18 protein-coding genes and 3 pseudogenes are annotated in these 19997 nt (G+C 68.6%); 12 read left to right on the top strand and 9 right to left on the bottom strand.

The features are described from left to right. Positions 1 to 343: 343 nt before the first annotated feature. Positions 344 to 484 carry a hypothetical protein gene (locus QC283_RS08505; RefSeq protein ID WP_279560744.1) on the top strand — a complete coding sequence of 47 codons (141 nt, stop codon included), beginning with the start codon at positions 344 to 346 and terminating at the stop codon, positions 482 to 484. Between the two features lie 496 nt (positions 485 to 980). On the opposite strand, the gene QC283_RS08500 is transcribed toward QC283_RS08505, so the two are convergent. Then, entirely contained in the window at positions 981 to 1352 is a 372-nt protein-coding gene (locus QC283_RS08500) for a hypothetical protein (protein WP_279560743.1), read from the bottom strand. Between the two features lie 268 nt (positions 1353 to 1620). Between QC283_RS08500 and QC283_RS08495 the strand changes: the two are divergent. Beyond that, positions 1621 to 2079 (top strand): annotated as a pseudogene (locus QC283_RS08495) (protein kinase domain-containing protein); the annotation flags it as partial. 1842 nt (positions 2080 to 3921) lie between these two features. Here QC283_RS08495 and QC283_RS08490 read toward each other — a convergent pair. From QC283_RS08490 to QC283_RS08480, 3 genes and pseudogenes are all read right to left on the bottom strand, one after another. Beyond that, a pseudogene (locus QC283_RS08490) lies at positions 3922 to 4086 on the bottom strand (pirin family protein); the annotation flags it as partial. Between the two features lie 29 nt (positions 4087 to 4115). Continuing rightward, a complete protein-coding gene (locus QC283_RS08485; protein WP_443032569.1) occupies positions 4116 to 5252 on the bottom strand; it encodes a tyrosine-type recombinase/integrase in 1137 nt (378 codons plus the stop codon). Between the two features lie 741 nt (positions 5253 to 5993). Continuing rightward, positions 5994 to 6539: a hypothetical protein gene (locus tag QC283_RS08480; protein WP_279560742.1), complete on the bottom strand. Its 546-nt coding sequence runs from the start codon at positions 6537 to 6539 to the stop codon at positions 5994 to 5996. Between the two features lie 371 nt (positions 6540 to 6910). Between QC283_RS08480 and QC283_RS08475 the strand changes: the two genes are divergently transcribed. The 3 genes from QC283_RS08475 (at position 6911) to QC283_RS08465 (ending at position 9732) form a co-directional block, all read left to right on the top strand. Next, positions 6911 to 7612 (top strand): hypothetical protein, encoded by a 702-nt coding sequence (locus QC283_RS08475; protein WP_279560741.1) that lies wholly within the window; start codon positions 6911 to 6913, stop codon positions 7610 to 7612. A 104-nt stretch (positions 7613 to 7716) separates the two neighbouring features. Further along, complete coding sequence (locus tag QC283_RS08470) at positions 7717 to 7920, top strand: cold-shock protein (RefSeq protein ID WP_107479900.1); 204 nt, start codon at positions 7717 to 7719, stop codon at positions 7918 to 7920. Between the two features lie 540 nt (positions 7921 to 8460). Next, the gene (locus QC283_RS08465; RefSeq protein ID WP_279560740.1) at positions 8461 to 9732 is read left to right on the top strand and encodes a cytochrome P450; all 1272 of its coding nucleotides are present in this window, start codon (positions 8461 to 8463) and stop codon (positions 9730 to 9732) included. Positions 9733 to 9939: 207 nt separating this feature from the next. Here the strand turns inward: QC283_RS08465 and QC283_RS08460 are convergent, their stop codons facing one another. Next, on the bottom strand, positions 9940 to 10746 hold the full coding sequence (locus tag QC283_RS08460; protein ID WP_279560739.1) for an SDR family NAD(P)-dependent oxidoreductase: 807 nt from the start codon (positions 10744 to 10746) through the stop codon (positions 9940 to 9942). Positions 10747 to 10956: 210 nt separating this feature from the next. Between QC283_RS08460 and QC283_RS08455 the strand changes: the two genes are divergently transcribed. The 5 genes and pseudogenes from QC283_RS08455 to QC283_RS08430 all read left to right on the top strand — a co-directional run bounded on the left by QC283_RS08455 (position 10957) and on the right by QC283_RS08430 (position 13433). Continuing rightward, the gene (locus QC283_RS08455; RefSeq protein ID WP_189232012.1) at positions 10957 to 11373 is read left to right on the top strand and encodes a CBS domain-containing protein; all 417 of its coding nucleotides are present in this window, start codon (positions 10957 to 10959) and stop codon (positions 11371 to 11373) included. Positions 11374 to 11495: 122 nt separating this feature from the next. Continuing rightward, positions 11496 to 11723, top strand: coding sequence for a DUF5133 domain-containing protein (locus QC283_RS08450; protein WP_279560738.1), 228 nt, complete (start codon positions 11496 to 11498; stop codon positions 11721 to 11723). Between the two features lie 191 nt (positions 11724 to 11914). After that, positions 11915 to 12707: pseudogene (locus tag QC283_RS39530) on the top strand (Ppx/GppA phosphatase family protein). Beyond that, complete coding sequence (locus tag QC283_RS08435) at positions 12635 to 12814, top strand: Ppx/GppA phosphatase family protein (RefSeq protein WP_279560807.1); 180 nt, start codon at positions 12635 to 12637, stop codon at positions 12812 to 12814. Before QC283_RS39530 ends, QC283_RS08435 begins: the two are co-directional and overlap by 73 nt. 280 nt (positions 12815 to 13094) lie before the next feature. Beyond that, complete coding sequence (locus QC283_RS08430) at positions 13095 to 13433, top strand: plasmid stabilization protein (RefSeq protein WP_279560736.1); 339 nt, start codon at positions 13095 to 13097, stop codon at positions 13431 to 13433. A gap of 23 nt (positions 13434 to 13456) precedes the next feature. Here the strand turns inward: QC283_RS08430 and QC283_RS08425 are convergent, their stop codons facing one another. After that, positions 13457 to 14053, bottom strand: coding sequence for a GAF and ANTAR domain-containing protein (locus QC283_RS08425; protein ID WP_443032568.1), 597 nt, complete (start codon positions 14051 to 14053; stop codon positions 13457 to 13459). A gap of 697 nt (positions 14054 to 14750) precedes the next feature. On the opposite strand from QC283_RS08425, the gene QC283_RS08420 reads away from it, so the two are divergent. Continuing rightward, on the top strand, positions 14751 to 15161 hold the full coding sequence (locus tag QC283_RS08420) for a four-helix bundle copper-binding protein (RefSeq protein ID WP_279560693.1): 411 nt from the start codon (positions 14751 to 14753) through the stop codon (positions 15159 to 15161). 66 nt (positions 15162 to 15227) lie between these two features. Here the strand turns inward: QC283_RS08420 and QC283_RS08415 are convergent, their stop codons facing one another. After that, complete coding sequence (locus QC283_RS08415) at positions 15228 to 16691, bottom strand: aminotransferase class I/II-fold pyridoxal phosphate-dependent enzyme (protein ID WP_279560735.1); 1464 nt, start codon at positions 16689 to 16691, stop codon at positions 15228 to 15230. A gap of 194 nt (positions 16692 to 16885) precedes the next feature. Between QC283_RS08415 and QC283_RS08410 the strand changes: the two genes are divergently transcribed. Beyond that, the gene (locus tag QC283_RS08410; RefSeq protein ID WP_279560806.1) at positions 16886 to 18082 is read left to right on the top strand and encodes an amidohydrolase; all 1197 of its coding nucleotides are present in this window, start codon (positions 16886 to 16888) and stop codon (positions 18080 to 18082) included. 237 nt (positions 18083 to 18319) lie between these two features. Here the strand turns inward: QC283_RS08410 and QC283_RS08405 are convergent, their stop codons facing one another. Both QC283_RS08405 and QC283_RS08400 read right to left on the bottom strand, forming a co-directional pair. Then, on the bottom strand, positions 18320 to 18730 hold the full coding sequence (locus QC283_RS08405) for a DUF2795 domain-containing protein (RefSeq protein ID WP_279560734.1): 411 nt from the start codon (positions 18728 to 18730) through the stop codon (positions 18320 to 18322). A gap of 34 nt (positions 18731 to 18764) precedes the next feature. Then, a complete protein-coding gene (locus QC283_RS08400) occupies positions 18765 to 19916 on the bottom strand; it encodes a baeRF2 domain-containing protein (protein ID WP_279560733.1) in 1152 nt (383 codons plus the stop codon). Between the last annotated feature and the right edge of the window lie 81 nt (positions 19917 to 19997).

Raw genomic sequence — 19997 nt, 5'->3', positions numbered from 1 at the left:
TGCATGTACCGTCGGCCCCGGGCCGTCAACGCCCCAGCGTCACCCGGGAGCGGACACCCCAACCGCATCGCGCGACGACTCCCCTTCGACCGTCATACTTACCACAACAGCAGCAATGACCACAGCAGCTGACATGCTGCAACAAACGCCTCCCCCTGTCACAGGATCACTTATCCTCCCGGCGCCGACACCATAAGCGCCCTGGGGCCCGGCCAGGGCCTCCACCCACCTGGGACGCTCGGCCATCTCAGGCACCGGGACCTGTCACTGCGAGGACCACCGACCTGCTCATGGGACGAAGAAGCTCAACTCCGCAGGCAGCGGCAGGCTCGCGACCCTCACCATGTTGGACTCCGCGCCGAGCACGGCGCCACCTCCGGCACCGAACTGCTCCCCCTCGGCACGAGTGAGCGAGGTCCTGGACCGTCTGCGGCGCAACGACGTCCGCTGCCGCTCCGTACTCGGTCTGCCCGACCTGGGCTGAACGGCGAAGACCGGAAGCCGCAGTACGTCCGGGCCACTCCCTCCGCAGTCGGGCATGACGATCTGTCGGCCAGACACGAACACTCCTGCCGCGACCTACCGCACCAGTCACGGCAGGAGTCCTGACACGACCCCGGTCCTACCCCTGGCTAGGGTCGTCAACGTCGCCCGGACGGCAGGGGCATCACAGGCCGCACCGACCGACGGACACCGCCAGGACGCCGGACCGGACGAGACGGTGTCGACCGACGTCGGGGCAGTTTCCAGAGCGGTTCCTGATGTACCGGTGCAGGATGATGGCTCCGGCTCTTGCGTCCGCGATGTAGCGTCGTCGGCCTTTGGGCTGGACTTCTTCGAGTCCAGGCAGTGACGGCTTCGACGCTTGGGCCGTGCGCCGTCCGCGCTTATCGCCGCCGCGAGATAGCACCGGGCCGGGCCGCGCCAGCCGACCTCATCATCGGCCGTGGACATGCCCGGCAGCATTTCCTGGGTAGCGCTCAGCCTTCGATGTGGTAACGGCTCTGGGACACGACGGCTTGGCGGATCTTGGTGGTGAAGACGGGGGTACGGGCGATCCGGTCTACGCCGCCGGCCTTGTTGCGGCGGAGGACGCTTTTGAAGCTCTGTTCCAGAGTGCCTGTCATGCGGAACATCAAGTCGTCACTGAGGTGCCCGGGGGCAATGTTGAGCAGGTCTCGCGGCGAAGGTTGCCGCAGCCGACAGAGCGTGTAGGCGGACATGGCTGCCAGCGGGTAGAGCCAGTTGTCCAGCGAATCACCCAGCAAGGGCCGGTCTTTGGCATGCCGGGTGAGGAACGCGCGCGGCCTGGTGTGCACATCAAGGCACAAGGGGTAGATGTTCCGTGACAAATGGACACCTGCGTGCGCCCGTTCCACCTCAGCCGGTTAGCAGCGGGACCGGGTGGGCTGATCCCTTCTGGCCCCGCTGTCGTCGGATCAGCCGAAGCCGAGCGCCTCATGTACGGAGCCGGATGGGGCCGGGCCTGGCTGGGGTGATGGTGTGCTGTCCTGGCGTGCGGCCTTCCAGCGCTCGGTCTCACCCACGCCGGTACCCGTCCTGCTGCATTAGTGGCGTTGTCGCCCAAACGTATAGGTTCACTCGACGGCAAATGCCGCGTACTCCACCCCCCTGTACAAGGCACCCGAGCGATGGCACGGCGACACCGGAGGCGAACGCAGCGACCTGTACTCCGTCGGCTGCGTCCTGTTCGAGATGCTGACGGGGCACCCGCCCTTCGGCAGCCCTCACGACGACCCGATGACCGTGGGCCGGATGCACCAGGACGATACGCCGGCGCTTCCGAGTGACCACCGCCCCGGCATTCCCGCCCAGCTCGACAGCCTCGTCCGGAGTCTCTTGGCGAAGGACCCAGCCGACCGTCCCAAGAACGCACGCGCCGCCGAACGCGCGGTAATCGAACTGTCGCATCTTTTGGACGCAACAGACGACACCATCGAACACTCCGAATACCCGACACGCCCGGCAGTAGCATCAGCCTCTCACAGCACATCGAAGCCCTGGACTTGCGCATCTTCGAACTGGAAATCCTTCACGACCGTGGCGATCAACCACTGATCGAAGCACGCACCGAACACGCCGACCTCACCGGCCAGTCAGGCGACACCCGCGGAGCAGCCGCACTCTACGACCGCCTCGCCCGTGACTGCCGGGAGTTGTTCGGCCCCTACGACGTCCGTGCACTAGACGCTTTCGAAGGACTCGCCCGGTGGAACGGCGCAGCGCGAGCGAGTTGAAGAGCAGGATGCAAATCATGGCGCCGGGTTCGCCCGGTCGGCGCAACATCCTCTGCCCGGGCTCCATGCGCGCCGCGCCGGGGGACAGAGGAACTTCGCCCTGGAAACCGCCACCGTCGAGGTGGCGCATGCCATCGGCATGCACCCGTTGAATTCCGTCTGCGTAGCCCGCAGGTCTGCCTCCAAACGCCCCTGCACACACGGAAAGCGGCAGGCAGACCGAGGCGCTGCCACGACAGCGGATGGACTTCCTGCTGCTGGCGCCGGATTGCTCCCGCATCATCCTTAGATCGGCGGGGTTCAACACTACGGCCGGCCGAACCGGCCCGACGAGAAGGGGCGGGTCACGCAAACCGTGGTGTCGCGCGCATGTATGGGGAGATGGTCGCCAAGGACTGCCGACCCAGACTCGCCGGGTACGGGGACTTCTTCATCACCTCTTACACGACACCAGAAGGCGACGCTGTGACACGGGGAGCTGCCCTGGCCCGACAGGAGGCAGCGCTGCCAAGACCCCGGTGGGTTACGCAGGCGTGGCACAGCGCTGGGTGGGATCACCGAGGGCAAGGTGCGAAGGCAGGGGCGTTTTGTGACGGTGGAGTTGAACCGGGTCGGGAAGACGGGATTCGGCGAGGTCGTCGCAGCGCTGGTGCACCGCCTTTTATGACGTGTCCGCGTGCGGAGGTGGTTCACGGGTGCGGCGGGGACCAGGGCATCGGCATCAAGGCCACGCAAGGCCCGGGTGCGGATCTTCTTCCAGTCAAGTACTACCTGAACGGTCCCCCGACCACGGCGCACTGTCACGTCAAGCATGCTTAGACAGTCCTCCAGGAGTGACCTGCTCAACCAGCGACCTGCTGGCCAAGGCCCACAAGACGCCGACATCCGGCACAGCCCGTTTCGGGGCATGGGCGCGCCCATGCCGTACTCGCGCGTGACCTTCGCTGCCGCAAGGCCGATACTGCCGACAGCAGGGATCCCGACCAAGCCGCACCCGACCGTCCGACGGACCTGACGAGCCGTCACCAAAGTCAGCATTGAGTCAGCATCAGTACCGCCAGAACCCGCTCCGAGCCGCCACGGAGCGCCAAGATCGAAAACCGCTCCCACCTACTCTGACCAGCAAAGACGCAGGTCACTGACTGGCCTGCTAGGCTTCCCAGGAGGTACCCATGGAGATGCTCATCATCGTCACGGACCGCTGAGGCGCGACACGGGCAGCGCTTCCAAAGGGGACCCACCTACTGGCGCTTCGACCGCCTCCTCTCTGCAGGCCGGCGTGGAACCTGTGAACGACGTCAGCCTTGTCACCTCTCTACAACGCCATGCAGCGGAGGCCTGACGCTCCGCCCCGGCGGAGCCAGGAGGCCCCCGAGTCGACCTTCGCCCGACCGCGACACTTTCACTGCAAGACCACGCCACTCGCCAGAATGACGGTCAGACCACGTAGGTCGCATCTGACGAGGTGTCAGCAAAGTCAGCATGAGGTCAGCAAGTGTCCTGCCACAGCCGCCCACGGATGGCCACACTTCGGAATCGCCCTCCACGGTAATTCAGCCCTGCGATCCACTGAGGTGGCCTACCGCCAGCGAGTGCCGTCATGGAGGGCGACACGGGGTTCGCCTGCCACTCATCAGCCGCTGAGCATAAGCATTTCTGCAGGTCAACGGACTCTTCCACGAGGCTTCAGCGGGACTGCCGGCAGCGCGGGCGCGGGCAGCGGGGCGCCGTCGTACCCCTTGACCTCCCCGAATCGCGCCCCTTCCATCCAGTCCCGGCGGGCCTGTACGATCTCCTCCTGGGAGCGCCCGATCCAGTTCCAGAACAACCGGATGGGGCCCACTGCGCCAGCGACTGTTACGCCGCTTCCCAGAGACCGGCGTCAAGGATGCGCGCGGCCTTGGTGATACTGCCCGGCATCAGGTGCCGGTAGGTGCGGTACGTTTCCTCGATCGACTTGTGTCCCATCCACTCGGCCACGTCCGTGATCGGTATGCCGTTGCCGAGTGCATTGGACGCGAAGTAGTGCCGGAAGCCGTACATCCCCATCCCGTCCATGACGGGCAGCTTCTCGAAGAGTGCGCGGACGCGTCGGCGTTCCATCGGCTCCGTGTAGTAGCCGCTCGGCCCTCGCAGCAGATAGCCCTCCCGCGTAGTGCCGTGCTTCTCCTCGTATCGTTCGATTGCCTCCCGCACCGAGCGTGGCAGAGGCACCTCCCGGAACTCCCCCACCTTGCGGTGCTTGAGCTTGGCCGGCCGGTGCGTGTTGGAGTGGATCTGCTCGTGGACCCGGTACACGTCGTCGGCCACCACGTTGTTGACGTTCACCGCCCGGGCCTCACCATTGCGCAACCCGCACCCCGCCATCATCACGATCTCCATCGCGAGATCGTCACCCGCGACCGCCAGCGCCTGCTTCACATACTCCAGGGACGGAATAACCACCTTCTCCCTGACGTACTCCGGCTCCTGCACCCCCTTCACCGGATCGTCCGCCATCGCCCCCTTGTCAAAGGCGTCCCGCAGAATCGTCTTCAGGATGCGGAATATGTTGACCTGGTTCCCTCGGCCGACACCGTCGGCCTCCAATGCATCCAGGAAACGCTCCACCACGAGTGGCGTGACGGTATTCAGTTTCCGCGAACCCAGGCGCGGGAAGATGTGCACGTTGAGGGAGCTACCAACGTGCTCGCCCGTGGAGTACTCGGTCATCTTTCGCTGCCGGGATCGCCACTCCTTCGCATACTCCTTCACCGTCTTCTGCCCCAGCTCGCGGCGCGCCTCTGCCACAGACGGCGCCGTGCGCTTCTTCTCCGTATAGATCTGCGTCAGGCGCTCGATCGCATCGTCCTGCGTACCGAAGCCGCCCTCCTCGGACTGCTTTCCCAGTCCGTTCCGGAAACGGATCGTGTACGGATGCGGACACCGGGACGGCCGGGCACAGTCGCAGTCCTTGAAGAACGACCCCATTCCCCGGGCGAGCTGACGAGCCAAGAGACGCAACCTCCAAACAAGAGCCGGACATCCGCGCCCAGGGCCCCGCCACGGCGGCCGTCAGGTCAGCAAGTCAGGACGCTCCCGCGCCCGATGCTGACCATTTGCTGACCTGAGCGGCTCCATCATGCGTCTGACCTGCACAAATGTCCAGATAGTAGATCTTGGACTTGATCAAAGTTCGCAACACTTTGGACTCCTAGAAGACGGCTCCCCGCCAACTTTTTGCAGGTCAGGGGCGTCCCTCACTGTACATCGGCATGCCTTCGGCTCGAAGACCTCCAGGAAAATCGTGCGTTGCTGTGACCAGGCTTGCCGCCTGCGTCTTTCTGCGCCAGCAGGCTCCCAGCAAGCCACCGACCGGGCGCACGCGCGGAGAGCCGTATGGGACTGATGCTGAGTGGATGCTGACTTACCTGACGTCTCATCAGACATGTCGAAAGTCGGCGGCACTGGGCCTGCTCGGGGGTTGTTTCGATCCCGGCCCACAGGCGAGTGCGAGAGCGGGATGGGAGAGCCGACCAGCACGCTCCACCACCACATGATCATGCGCTCTCGCGTCATCTTCCCCTCTTCGCCATGCCCAAGGCGCAGGGATCAGTCTCGGATGGCAACGGTTACGGGCGCCAAGATATTCACCTGGTTTTCCGTGGCCCATCGGCCTTCACCTCTTCCATGAAGTGCCGAACTCGGCGGCGGAGCTGGGTCGTGTGTCCAAGATCAGGGGTCAAGGCCCACCCATCAGGGCGAGAAGGACGGTGCCTGCAGGCGGCCACCTGCGACCGCACGGACAAAGGCGCGTACTTCCGAGACGCTCCACGGCGGCACTGCGGCCCTGGCCCTTCGCTCTGCCTTGCGTGTCTTACGGGGAACGGTCACCTCACGAGCAACGTTCACCCGGACCAGGCCCCGTGTCACTGCCCGGTCAAGCGCCTCCTTCAGCCGAGCCAGCGACATCTCGACCGAGGTTGCCCCGAGGCCGGTGCCCGGCTTCCCTCCCCGCTCACGCCCTTCCTGGAGCGCCCATCGCATCCATGCCTCGACGTGGTCCTCGGTGAGGTCCTGGAGCCTGATGCGCCCGAGCCTTCCGCGGACCCGGGCCAGGGTCATGGTGTAGCTGTAGGCAGTGCTCCCTTCCAGATCCTCGGCCTTCATGGCCAGCCACTGATCGAGCCACTCGTCCACCGTGACCTGACTGAACGGTGCCTGCTCCGCCTCGTAGCGACGATGCACGATGCTCGCGTACTCCGCCTTCGCCTCCCTCAGCGTGGCGAAGGTACGTGTCACCTGTGTGCGTTTCCCGGTGACGGGATCGGGCCCTGCGTCGACCACGAACCGGTACCGGACCTTGCCCTTGGCTTTGGGGGCAAGCTTCTTGATCGGGTAAGACAGGACTACTCGCTTTCCTTGGAGTGTGGGAGCCCCAGCGCAGCCTTATGTGTTCATGTCGAACACCAAGCCCGGGGGGTGACGAGCCCCTCCAAGGATTGCCGTGATCGCCGGTTTGGCCAACCGGCGATCACGGTCTATGTTTCGCTCGTCGCCAACCAGGACCGGGCCTCAGTACCCCCATGCGAGTGGCCATCCCACCGATGCTGCGCGGGTACGGACCCTCCCGGGAGACCGGTGTCAGCTGGAAGATGGAGGACGGTTCCCCAGTGGGCGACGAGGAGCTTCGATCCAACCTTGACATGCTGATGCTCGAGGCTGACCTGGCGGCCCGTCCGGATTTCACCTCCGGGCTGAGTATCGCCGTCGGAGACGCGGTGGAACGCGTGTTCCTGTGCGCCGGTCCGTACTTCGCGCTCGAACGCTGGCGTGCCGGGACCGCGGAGCCGATGCGGCACTCCTTCGCCACCGCGCAGATCCTGTTGAACGTCGGTGCTCCGATGCGGGTAAGAGCGGGTGGGTGGAACGAGGTGCTCGGCCGGGCGGAGACACTTGTGCTGCCCGCGGCGTGCGGTGAGGTGAAGATCACCGGGCCTGCCGACGTACTCCTCGGCTATCTGCCCGACCTTGACCGTGACGTACGCGGGCCCTTGCTCGCCGCGGGCTATCCGCCGCCGCTGCTCCGGCACATCGTGTCGTGGCCTGACATTCCCCGGTCGACTGCGCGATGCCGGTCAGCCGACTGCAGGCATCGGCAGCGTAACGACCTGATACCCGATGCGTTGGGCAGTACGCGCGGGTTCTGCTCGCCCCACGACGGGACCTGCGTCGTCGACGGCTCCGGCCCCGCGCTCGGCGTCGGGGCCGTCTTCATCTGTCACCACCGGCCGCAGGCGCGCATGCAATGGCCTGCGGAGTCGGAAAGGACGGCGGTGGCCGCCTGGGGGCTGGGTGTGTCGTCGGTCGGATAAGCGGGACAGTGCGGGGTACAACGATTGCGGCTCCTGCTGCCGGGAGCCGGACCATGCCCAGATAGCTGGGCTGTTCCTCCGCGCATGAACGAAGGATCGACAGTATGGCCAGCGGCACCGTGAAGTGGTTCAACAGCGAAAAGGGCTACGGCTTCATCGCGCAGGACGACGGGGGCGCGGACGTCTTCGCGCACTACTCCGAGATCCAGGGCAATGGGTTCCGCGAGCTGACAGAGGGAGAGCACGTCACTTTTGAGGTCGGACAGGGCCAGAAGGGGCCGCAGGCGCAGAACATCGTCCGGCGCTGACCGGGCGGCGCGATGACCACCAGGCGGCTGCCGGCGCGGTAGCCGCCTCCCGCTTCGCGCCGCCCCGGGCACCGGGCGCACGGATGAGGAACGTAGCGCGCATAAGTCGCTGGCCGTGGGTGGATGCATCGGGGGCTCGGTCTTGGGCCGGGCAGCGCCCGCTATCCGGCCATGCGATCATCCAAGGTGGCGACGTCCATGAAGTTCTTTTGACCGACGCCGTCTGTACCAATCGCTCCGCTGCTCCACCTGCTCGGAGGTGACGCCTCCCCCAAGGAGGTGTCACACGCTCGGGCCGCGGCTTGTGCTGTCCATAGAGGGAGGGTCCGCGATCTGGCCCGCCGATGCATCCACGCCCGCTCTTCAGCGCGAGGGCGTCGGCATACCGATCAGCGGTGACGGTGTCACCGGCGCGCACGCACAGCGCGCGCTTCAGTCCGCCCAGGGGGATCGGCCAGCCCACGACTCCGGCGCCTCACTGTTCGCCTTCTTGTATCGACCACCACGTGTCCCGGCTGAGGGCGCGGGCACCCGGTGGCCATGCAGATGCCGACCGCACCCTTGATCGACCGTTCCCTGCCGGCTCTCGTCCAGGGCTACTCCTGGTTGCCCAGCGTGCTGCGGGAACGTCCCGACGGCGTGGCTCGCACTCGGGTGCTGGGCAAGCCGGCGCTCGTCGTGCGCGGACCGGAAGCGGTGCGGTTCTTCTACGACGAAGGGAACGTACGCCGCGGCGGCGCCCTGCCGGGGCCTGTGCTGAGCACCTTGTTCGGTCATGACGCCGTCCACACGCTCGACGGCGATGCGCACCGCGCCCGCAAGGAGTTCTTCCTGCCGTTGCTGCGCCCCGACCGGATCGCCGGTCTCGTCGAGCACGTGACGGCCGTGTGGGACGACGCGGTCCGGCAGTGGGGCGAGGCCGAGCAGACCGTGCTGTTCGACGCGGCGAGCGTGGTGCTCACCCGCGGCGTGTGCCGCTGGGCGGGTGTTCCGCTCGGCGAGGACACCGAAGAGACGAAGGACCTTGCCCGCGACCTGGTCGCCATGATCGACGGCTTCGCCACCGCCGGGCCACGGCACTGGCGAGCGCGACGTGCCCGGAGCCGCCAGGAGCAGCGCTTCACCCAGCTCATCGAGGACATGCGCGCCGGCGAGGCAGCCGCCCCTGACGGATCGGTGCTCGCCGCCGTGTGCGAGCACCGCGAGGCCGACGGCGAACTGCTCCACCCGCACACGGCCGCGGTCGAGCTGCTGAACGTCCTGCGCCCCACCGTCGCGGTCTGCTGGTTCGTCGCCTACACGGCGCACGCGCTGCATCTGCAACCCGGCCTGCGTGAGCGCCTGCGCGGCGGCGGCCCCGCCTACGCCACCGCGTTCGCGCACGAGGTACGCCGTTTCTACCCGTTCGCCCCGTTCCTCGGCGGCCTGGCCATCCGCGATCTGGCCTGGCGGGGAGTCTCGCTGCCGGCCGGCGGGATGGTGCTGCTCGACGTCTTCGGCCAGAACCACGACGAGAAGCTGTGGGGCGACCCGTTCGTCTTCCGCCCCGAGCGGTTCCTCCAGCATGCCGTCGAGCGTGACGAACTGGTCCCGCAGGGCGGCGGCGAACCACGCACCGGTCACCGCTGCCCCGGGGAAGGGCTGACCATCGGACTGCTCGAAGCGCTCGCGCTTCGTCTTGCCGATCTCGAATACGCCGTCCCCGGCCAGGACCTGAGGATTTCCCTGCGGCGCATCCCGGCACGAGTGCGCAGCGGCTTCGCCGTACAGGACGTGCGGACGACGAGTGAGCGCACGCCGACACCCGTGTGAGCTGCGCACCTTTGAGCGGGCGAGCCTCCCGCCAGCGGTTCTTCCTCGGACCGGCCTGCGGTACGCCGGTCCGAGCGCTGCGTACCGCCGACGTCGCCCTACCCGCCCCTCAGAGGCCGGTGCTCTCCCGTCAGGCAACGGAAACCAGGGGACTCGGCGCCGACGGAGCAGATATTTCGGGCGGGCGCGGCGACGCCCGTCCGCCCCTCAGGACGGCTGCTCGGGGGCCTTGCCGGTTCCCGGTTCCGCCAGTCGCCGGTGGGCCGCCGCCTTGACCCCGTCGGGCAGCACCTTTCCCGCCAGCCCTTGCGCCTTGGTCTTCAAGGACCCGGTCACGGCCTTCGTCTCACCCGCCATGATCGCTTCGAATGCCTGCTCGGCCACCAGTGCCGGATCGTCCTTCTTCATGGTGCCGATCCGGGTGTCTTCCGCCATGCCGGCCCGGTCGAAGAAGGCCGTGTCCGTCGGTCCCGGCATGAAGGCGGTCACGGTCACGCCGGTGTCCTTCACCTCCTCCGTTAGGGCCTGGGCGAAGGACTGCACGAACGACTTGCAGGCGTTGTAAACGGGCTGGAAGGAGCCGGGCATCGTCGAGGCGACGGACGAGGTGAAGGTGAGCCGGCCCGCTCCTCGCGCCACCATGGCCCGCAGGAGCGGCTTGGCCAGTCTCACGGTCGCGGTGACATTGAGGTCGATGACCTCCTGATCGTCGGCGAGATCGGTGTCCACGAAGGCTCCGCCCCGGCCCACCCCGGCGTTGAGGACGGCGACGTCGACGGTCAGTCCGTCGAGCGCGTCGAGAAGGAGGAAGCGTCCCTCGCCGGTCCGGAGATCGGCGCGCACCGCGCGGACCTCCGCTCCCGACTCCCGCAGGTACTGGGCGGCGGACTCCAGCGCCTCGTCCTCGGCGTTCACCACCAGGTCGTAGCCGTGGTGCGCGAACTGCCGGGCCAGTTCGTGGCCGATTCCGCTGGACGCGCCGGTGATCAGGGCGAGTGGCCGTGTGTCAGTCATGACGGACGGGTAACCGCCGCGCCCCGTGCCACGCCTTGAGGGACGGTCGCACGACCGTCACTCGCAGGCTGCGCACGCACGCACGCGGTGAGCGGAAGAGCAGGAAAGAGCCCGTTACCAGCCCTGGCACTCGGGAACACATGTCGCATCAGTTCAACCGCCGCCCCTCGGCACCCGTGCGGGAGGCGGCACGCCGAAGAAGGGGAGTCCATGACCAAGGCGCGAGACATCATGACCGGCGGAGCCGAATGCGTCGGTGCCGAGGAGACGGTGCTGGACGCGGCCCGCAAAATGAAGGACCTCGGGGTCGGCGCCCTGCCGATCTGCGGCACCGACAACAAGCTGAAGGGTGTCCTGACCGACCGGGACATCGTGGTGAAGGTCCTGGGTGCCGGCAAGGACCCGGCCACCTGTCCGGCCGGGGAGCTGGCCCAGGGTGAGGCCGTCACCATCGGTGCCGACGACGACGTGCAGGAGATCCTGCGCACCATGTCCGCTCACAAGGTGCGCCGCCTGCCGGTGATCGACGGACACGACCTGGTCGGCATGGTCGCCCAGGCCGATGTCGCCCGCTCCCTGCCCGACCCCCAGGTCGGTGATCTGCTGCAGGCGCTGTCCACCGACTGACGTCGCCCCTGTCCCGAGCCCCGGCCCCTTGTCCCACACGACGTGAGACTGCGGGCCGGGGCTCGGGGCACCCAGGTCCGTGTGCGACCCGAGCGAGTGGCGGCGACCAAGGGAGACCCCCGATGCTGATGGCCCACCCGGCCGTGTTGAAGAACCTGGTCGAGCAGTACGAGGCGCTGCGCACGCTGCACGCCGAAAGCAGCGGTGAGGAAGCCCGGCAGCGCCTGGACGACGTCAGCTACACCCTGTGCGTGTCCACCGGTACGCGTGACATCGACTCCGCCCTCCTCGCGGCGCGCCACCAGATGTCTGGGGCCCGGTGGGCGGACAAGACGCCTCTCACAGGCTGAGAGCCTGATCCGGCCGCGAGCCGTCGACGGGCCGCTCCTCGTCTGGCGGCCTCACGCCGACGTGATCGACGACGGCGGGTCACCCGGTCACCGATGCGCTCGCCCTTCACGGCTGCAAAAGCCTCTCGAAGCACTGATGCACAGGCGTACGAGGACCGTCGCCGGTTACTCACCACCCATGCGACTCGGGCGTGGTGGAGATCGGATCGAGCACGGTGCGGCTGGTCGTCGCCGACGGACACGGTGACGTTCCGCTGCCGGTGCACAGCAGTAAGCGGCGACTGCGGCTCGCGGAGAAGTGCACCGGCGACGGCCGGCTCGCCTCGGGCGCCGTGGAACAGCTGGCGGAGACGATCATCGGGATGCGCCGGGAGGCCGCCCACTGGGGAGTGGGCGAACCGCTCGCCGTGGCGACCGCCGCCGTCCGGGACGCCGCCAACCAGCAGCACGTCCTGGCCGAGGTACGCGCGCACCGGCCTGGACGTGCACATCCTTCCCGGCGACTTGGAAGCCGAGCTGACGTTCCTGGCCGCGCGCGACTGGATCGGCCTGCAAGCCGGGCCCATGGTTCTGCTCGACATCGGCGGCGGCTCTCTCGAAATAGCCTCCGGCCGGGGCCGTACTCCTGACTTCGCCGTCTCCCTGCCGCTCGGTGTCGTCCACCTGACATGGGAGTACCTGGATCACGACGCCACCCCCACGCCCGAACAGCTCCGCAGGGTACGGCGTCGCGTGCGCCACGAACTGCGCGACGTCACCGCCCGGATGCAGTGGGAGGAGCCGCGCACCGCCGTGGCGACCCCACGCAACTTCCACCGGCTCGGCAGGCTTTGCGGGGCGGCCCCCGCCCGGCGAGGGGTCTTCGTCCCACCTCCGTTGGACCGCCACGATCTCAAGGCCGGCCTGCGGCGCTGGCCGAACTGCCCGCGCCCGCACGGGCCGAGCTGCCAGGTATCTCCCCCACACGCACACGCCAGTGCCTGACCGGTGCGATCATCGCGCACACCGCCATGCGATGCCTCGGCATCGCTCACGTCACACTCTCTCCATGGGCCGTGCGAGAAGGCGTCCTGCTCACCCAACTGCAGTAACGACGCGCCCCACGCGAGCGTCTCGGCGCAAAGCCGGCACCACTTGGTGAGGCACAAGCCGGTCGACTCCCCACCGGGGCTGGCTGAATGACCCATCCCAGCGGTTCGCATCACCGGGAGGTCACCGGCGGCCGGGAGTGAGCATCAGCAGATCAACGTTCGCGCGGTGCCATCGGGAGGGCCCGCCGTCAAGGCCGTTTGGCCACCGCAACACGGGCAACCCGTTCCGGCACTCATCAGATCGGGACGTGCGAACGACCGGTATCAGGAGGAGACGATCATGCCTGCGGGTTCCAGTTCCAAGCGGGAGCGTCAGTACGAGCACATCAAGGACAGCGCCGAGGACCGCGGGGCGTCAAAGGGCCGGGCCAAGGAAATCGCCGCCCGGACCGTGAACAAGGAGCGTGCACAGTCCGGCGAGGCGAAGTCCGCCAGCCGCAGCTCTACGAAGGGCAAGTCACCGTCCCGACGCGGCGGCGAGAAGTCCGGTTCCTCGCGCGGAGGCTCGGGCGGGGGCCCGACGCGGGAGCAGCTGTACCAGGAGGCGAAGAAGAAGGGCGTCGAGGGCAGGTCCACGATGAACAAGGATCAGCTCGCCAAGGCTCTCGGCCGGAACTGACCCCCTCCCTCCCCCGGCCTCTTTCAGCCGCGACGCCTGAAGCCAGGGTCCACGGGAGGACGCCCGGTGACGCTGGCGACCAACTGGGCGCACACGTCCCGGAGTTTGACATTGCGGTGCTGCGAGGCGGAGCGCAGGATGTTGAACGCCTCGTCGGCGGTGCAGTGGCGCTGACCCATGATGATGCCGAGCGCTTGGTCGATGACGCTGCGCGACCGCATGGCGGTCTGCATCTGGTCGGCGAACTCCTGGGCGTCACTGATCCGCTGGGACAGGGCGATGCCCTCGGTTGCCTGAGTGGCCAGGGCACGCAGAGCCGCGAGATCGCTGTCGGCGAACGCGTCGGGCGGGTCGGCGTAGAGGTTGAGCGCGCCCGCGGTGTCGGTGTGGGCGGCGACCGGCAGGGAGAGGGAGGAGCGGATGCCGCAGGAGGCGGCATAGGCGGGATAGTCGCCCCACCGGGTCTCGTCCAGCATGTCACCGACGGTGATCTCTTTACCGCTGCGCAGGGCCTGAAGGCAGGGGCCGTCGTCCTGTCCATACTGTTTCTCGTCGAGTTTGGGTGCCGCGATCCCCGCGCTGACCACCGTGAGGGGGCGGCCGTCCCGCTCCAGCGTCACTCCGGCGCCTTCGCAGGGGGCCAGTGTCAGGGCGGCGTCTGGAGGAAGTCCTCCAAGGACTCGGTTTCCAGCAGCCACTGGGTGATGCGACCGCTGTCGTACGGGCCCTCGGCATTCATCTGATGTCCTTTCGCGGTGATTCGGGCGCTGAGCCCCGGTCGCAAGTCGGTCGGTTCGCTCTTCCACCAGGGCCGACGGACTCCAGGATCCGCAGGGAACATCTCCGGTGCGGCCACCGACCGCCATGGTTCGCGAGCGGAACGGCGTGGCCTTCGAACTCACACGCTACTCCCCGGTCACCGCCACACCGGTGGCGGTGACCGGCGCACTGGCGCCGGGCGGCCGCTCACACGCCGGCGCCCTGGCTCCCAGGGCCGTGCCATGCGCAGCACAGGGCAGTCCCCTCGCGAGGGGACTGCCCGCGTCCGTCCGTCCCTCGCCGGGAGGGGCCTGGCCTGCTGGTGGCCGATGAAGACGGGAAGCCCGGAACACACTGTCGCCGTCAGCCTACTGCAGCCGGCAGCACGTACCTGGCGAGGACAGGTGACACCCGTTCCCGAGGTCGGCCTCGAAAACTGGGTCCGCCGCCATGGGCGCCTTCGCCTCCGGGCGGGTTTCCCCACCACCGTTCGGTGTTACGCGTCAAGGGCCGGGCCCATTCGCGCTCCCACTGCCACCGCACTCACTGGAGACTCCCATGAACACTGCTGTCCGGGACATGCTCGCCGCTCACCCCGCCGACCTGGGCGGTGTGGACCGTGACAAGCTCGCCCACTGCATCGAGGAGTGCGTCGCCTGCGCTCAGGCGTGCACGGCCTGCGCGGACGCCTGCCTGTCGGAAGAGATGGTCGCCGAACTGACCAAGTGCATCAGGACCGACGCCGACTGCGCCGACATCTGCGCCGCCACGGCAGCCGTCCTCTCCCGCCACACCGGTTACGACGCCAACGTCACCCGGGCCGTCCTCACGGCGTGCGCCACCGTCTGCAAAGCCTGCGGTGACGAGTGCGCGAGCCACGCCGAGCAGCACGAGCACTGCCGCGTCTGCGCCGAGGCGTGCCGCCGCTGCGAGGAAGCGTGCAACGACCTGCTCGCCTCCCTCGGCTGACGCCCGCGCACCCGAGCCTTTCGTGCGGCCGGGTGGTGGGCAGGCGCCGTCTTCGATCAACCGTCGTCAGTCCCGCGCCACCACGCGGAGCGTCTTGAGCGAAGGGTCGGCCGCGTCCGGGATCAGGACCCCATGCTCGACACCGCTGCGCAGGTAGTCCAACACCTCGTCGGTGATGACTTCACCTGGAGCGACGACGGGCACCCCCGGCGGGTACGGGCTGATCATCTCCGCGGCGATCCGTCCCGCCGCGCGCTCGGCGGGCACGTGCTCCACCGGGGCGAAGAACGCCTCCCGCGGCAGCATCGCCTGCTCCAGTTCCAGGGCCGAGGGCTCGGGCAGGCTCACCGGCGGCTGCTTCTCGATGGAGTCGGCGCCCTCGACAAGCGCGCGCAGGGCGTCCAGCAGGACCTTCTCGGTCTCGTCGTCGTCGGCGTGCGTGATGGACGCGCTGATCCGGCAGGTGTCGGAGCCGCCCACGTCCACCCGCCGGTTCGCCCGCAGCCACTCGGCCGCCTGCATGCCGCTGATGCCCAGCTCCCGTACGTCGATCACCATCTTCAGCGGGTCGAACGCGGCGGCGAACCCCTCCTCGACGACCTCCCCGCCCATGGGCCGCAAGCCGGGCAGATCGCCGACGGCCGACCGGATGCGCTCCGCACGGTGCAGCGCGGCGTCCAGGAGGTCGTGTCCGTGTTCGACCATCTGACGGCGCCAGCCGTCGAGGGTCGCGTAGACCAGGGAGGAGGCGCTGGTGGTGCCCAGCAGGTCCTCCCGCTGCTTGAGGGCCTCCGGCGACACCCGGTCGTACTGAAGGTGGAAGACAGAGCTCTGCTCGATGGCCCCGCCCATCTTGTGGACACTCGTAACCACCAGGTCGGCCTCGGCGTCCATGCCCCAGGCCGGCAGCCCGGGATGGAACGGAAGGTGGGCCCCCCACGCCTCGTCGACAATCAGCGGGACGTCGAACTCGTGGCAGACCCGGGCCACGCCCGCCACGTCCGCACAGGTGCCCCAATCAGTGGGAGTGATCAGCAGCATGCCCTTGGCGTCCGGGTGCTCCTCAAGGCGGCGCCGGACGTCCTCGGGCTCCGGCGGGTGCGCCAGGTGCCGTTCGGCATCGAACTTTGGATGCACCCAGATCGGCTCCACACCGTTGACGACGACGGCCGCGATCACCGACTTATGCGCGTTGCGGGACAGCAGGAGTTTCTCGCCGGGACCGGCCACGGCCAACATGGCGGTCTTGACTGACAGGGAGCTGCCACAGGTGGAGAAGAACGCCTGTTCGGCCCCTACCGCGTCGGCCATCAGTTCCTGAGCCTGACCGAGCACTCCCTGGGACTGACGGCGGTCGTCCAGTCCGTTGAGGGACAGTACGTCCGACCGGAACACGTCGAGCCCGACGATGTCCGCCACCCGAGGGTCCACGCCTCGGCCCTGCTTGTGCCCCGGCGGGCCGAAGACCACGTCCCCACGACGCCGGAACTCCTCGAGAGCCTCCAGCACGGGTACCCGCGAGTGATCCATCGTTCCTCCCAGCGGTCGTCCTCCGCCCGGCCGTTTTCGGCAGGGGACGTCGTTCTGCGTCGTCCGTGAGCGCACCGGACGTGTTGCACCGATGTCCCGGTTCGAAACCCGGAGGTGTGACGACGCCCGCTTGACGGCACCCGATGGTGCACGACGCGAAGACCGACGACCGCACCCTGATCCGAGGAGGCCAGGTGACCCGTACGCCTTCCGGCGACGCTGTGCATGCCGACGTCCACGAGAGACTGCGCGCGGAGGTCGCGAAACGGGCGCATCTTGTCTGGGAGACCGCCCTGGAGCTGCATGCTCACCCCGAGCACGCCTTCTCCGAGCACCGGGCCGCGGCGCTGCTGACGGATGCGCTGGAGAGCGGCGGTTTCGAGGTCGAGCGTGGGGCGGCCGGGATGCCCACCGCGTTCACCGCCCGCTCGGGCCACGGCCGCCCCGCCGTGGCACTGCTGCTGGAGTACGACGCCCTGCCTGGCCTCGGCCACGCCTGCGGGCACAACCTCATCGCAGCCGCCGGTCTGGGAGCGGCGCTCGCGCTGGACACGGTGCTGGACGCCTCGGCCGGACGGGTGATGGCGGTCGGGACGCCGGCAGAGGAGGGCGGGGGCGGAAAGGTCTTGGAGGTGGAGGCCGGCGTGTTCGACGACGTCGACGCCGCGCTGATGTTCCACCCGGGCGTGCACGACTGGACGCGGGCCCCGCTGACCGCGCAGGTGCAGTACCGGGTGGCCTTCCACGGCCGCGCCGCGCACCCCACCGGCAACCCGACCGAGGGCGTCGACGCTCTCCTGGCGCTGGTCGAGCTGTTCAACGTCCTGACCGCCCTGGGCAGGCGTCTGCTGGCGGCCTCCCACATCCAGGGAATCGTCACCGACGGAGGCAAGGCCACCAACATCGTCCCTGAGTACGCGGAGGGGCTGTTCGGCCTGCGCGCGGCGACGAACGAGGAGTTGGAGGACCTGACCGGGCAGTTGCGCGCCGCCGCCGAGGGCGTCGCCCACGCCACGGGCACCCGCACCGAGGTGGAGCAGGCCACCCCCAACTACGAGCACTTCCGTGACAGCAGCCCGCTGTCCGAGACGTTCGCCGGACACCTGTCCGGGGTGGGGATCGAGCTGACGCCGCCCGCGCCGGGCGTGCACCTGGGATCGTCGGACATCGGCAACGTCAGTACACGCGTGCCTGCCATCCATCCCTTCGTCGCCATCATGAACGACGGGTCCGACCACACCGCCGAGTTCGCCGCGGCGGCCGTCTCCCCCCGGGCCCGCGACGTGCTCGTCGCCGTCACCGGCGCGCTGGCCTGCACGGCCGCGGACCTGCTCCTCGACGCGGACTTGCGCGAGAAGGCGTGGGAACTGCACCGGCAGGCGGGACGCTGAGCCATGTCCGCCACGGCCGTCTCCATAGAGTCCACCGGTGGAACGCAGGATGACCTGGCTTCGTGGCACAGCAACCATCTGCCAAAACACCGGAACGGGGGAGTTTGCGGTGCGAGCTAAGCCGAGACACAACAAGCGTCGGCACCGCGGGGGCCGGGCTGCACCACTTCTTTCTCGGCGTCTCAGCTCCCGTGCGTGATCCGGGCCGCGCGGGAGCCGTCCGCCGGCTTCTCGTCGTCACCGTGTCGGTCGGTGACCGAGTGCCTCGACGATCTCGGTCACGTTGGTGTACGTGCCGTCCTCCGGGAGGTCCCGCGCCGCCTCCAGCACCGGGTCCGTTGCGTGGTGCGCCTCCAGGGCCTCCAGCACCGACCGCCGGTCGGCGGGGAAGGCCGTGCGGTCCAAGTGGCGTGCCAGGTCGAGGCGCAGGGAGTCCGCCTCCGCCTCGGCGCGCGCCCGGTCGCGTTCCTCGCCTGGAGGGGGAACCGGTCCGCCCGTGTCCACCCGGATGTCATCGTCCGCCGGCGGCTCCGGGGCGCTCGCTTCCTCCACGTGGGTCGGCCGGCCGGAACGCATGTGTCCTTCCAGCTCGTGCTTCATCTCGTCGTCGGTACGCGGACTGATCGGGTTGCTGCCTCGTTCCGTCATGTCTGCACATCTCGCATTCTCGGCTGTGTCGCCGTCACGCCGGAGTCGTCTCGTAGGTCCAGCGCAGAAGAGCGCCCAGGCCGCCCGTAGGAATGTCCGTGGCGTCCGTGTCGTCCTCGTCCGGCGGGGGGACGACCAGTACGTCGGCAGCGGTGACGGCGGCTGCGCGTAGCAATGCGTCGTCCGCGCGTACCGCCGTCGGATCGCTCACCCCCAGCGTTCGGGCGTCGCTCCGGCGCGCCGCGACCTGGTCGGGCCGGGCGCCCACCCACGTCTCACGGTCCAGCTCCGGTCCGTCGGGCCGGACGAGCAACGTGTCGATGCGGTGTTCCCGGGCCGCTTCCACCAGCGCCGGGATGCCTTCCACCGCCTCCGTGGGCCGGTCGGTGCCCACGCGGCCGGCACGGAAGCGGTCGAGCGCCTCCTCGACACGGTGACGCGTGTACCGCCGCCGGGCCTCCTCGATGGCCTCCTCCAGCGCCGCGGAGGCGGACCCCGCGGCGCGACCGCCGTGCTCGGTCTCCGTTGTGACCCGGCGGACCGCTTCGGTGAGCCTCTCGTGCACGGCCGGCCGCTCGCGGGGGTCGCCGGCCAGGACGACCAGGTCGGCACCGGATTCCTCATAGGCCGCACTCAGCGCTTCGGCGATCTCACCGGCGTTGCGCTCCCAGGTGTTCTCGACCTTGAGCTGGAAGTGCCGCTCGGACCAGTCGGACGAAGCCGTGCGATGCACGGGGTGCTGCTGCCCCTCGACCTGTCCCGCGGACCGCGGGCCGGCTGCCCCGCGCAGCTCGAAGTCGGCACCCGTCCGGTCGATGTACGCCACGAGGCAGACCGGGTCCTGACCCACCAGTTCAAGCAGCGGCGTCAGCCGGGGCAGCGAGGCCCAGCAGGCGATCGGCCGCTGCGGCGGGCGGGAGAGCCGGTGGCTGAGCACCACCTCGCCCCCGGCCGCGAAGACCACTCGGCCCGTCGGGTCCTCCGCGGGTCCGATCCGAAGGAGGGCGTCGCGTACCGCTTCCGTGGTTGCGGCGTCGGCACCCTCCTCCTCGAGCGTCCGGCACGCATCGCGTACGGACAGCTCACGCCGCTTGGCACCCGACTCGTCGTTCTGGGCGGGGTCGAAGTACACGGTGGCCCACGGGCCCGGGCGGTCGAAGAGCGGTTGCAGGAAAGACAGCTGCACTTTTCCTCCTTCGGTCCGTTGCCGGGCCGGGTGCCCGAAGCAGGGCAAGAGACACACGACGAACCCGGCACGCGGGTCTCA

Origin of the sequence: Streptomyces sp. DH41, from assembly GCF_029813785.1 — a bacterium.
Lineage (GTDB): Bacteria > Actinomycetota > Actinomycetes > Streptomycetales > Streptomycetaceae > Streptomyces.
Note: the sequence above shows the minus strand (reverse complement) of the source record. Positions and strands in the feature narration are given on the sequence as shown.

Excerpts from the sequence above, each read along its gene's own strand:
- QC283_RS08505 (WP_279560744.1), top strand. The coding sequence starts at position 344 with ATGTTGGACTCCGCGCCGAGCACGGCGCCACCTCCGGCACCGAACTGC.
- QC283_RS08470 (WP_107479900.1), top strand. The coding sequence starts at position 7,717 with ATGGCCAGCGGCACCGTGAAGTGGTTCAACAGCGAAAAGGGCTACGGC.
- QC283_RS08465 (WP_279560740.1), top strand. The coding sequence starts at position 8,461 with ATGCAGATGCCGACCGCACCCTTGATCGACCGTTCCCTGCCGGCTCTC.
- QC283_RS08460 (WP_279560739.1), bottom strand. The coding sequence starts at position 10,746 with ATGACTGACACACGGCCACTCGCCCTGATCACCGGCGCGTCCAGCGGA.
- QC283_RS08455 (WP_189232012.1), top strand. The coding sequence starts at position 10,957 with ATGACCAAGGCGCGAGACATCATGACCGGCGGAGCCGAATGCGTCGGT.
- QC283_RS08450 (WP_279560738.1), top strand. The coding sequence starts at position 11,496 with ATGCTGATGGCCCACCCGGCCGTGTTGAAGAACCTGGTCGAGCAGTAC.
- QC283_RS08430 (WP_279560736.1), top strand. The coding sequence starts at position 13,095 with ATGCCTGCGGGTTCCAGTTCCAAGCGGGAGCGTCAGTACGAGCACATC.
- QC283_RS08420 (WP_279560693.1), top strand. The coding sequence starts at position 14,751 with ATGAACACTGCTGTCCGGGACATGCTCGCCGCTCACCCCGCCGACCTG.
- QC283_RS08415 (WP_279560735.1), bottom strand. The coding sequence starts at position 16,691 with ATGGATCACTCGCGGGTACCCGTGCTGGAGGCTCTCGAGGAGTTCCGG.
- QC283_RS08405 (WP_279560734.1), bottom strand. The coding sequence starts at position 18,730 with ATGACGGAACGAGGCAGCAACCCGATCAGTCCGCGTACCGACGACGAG.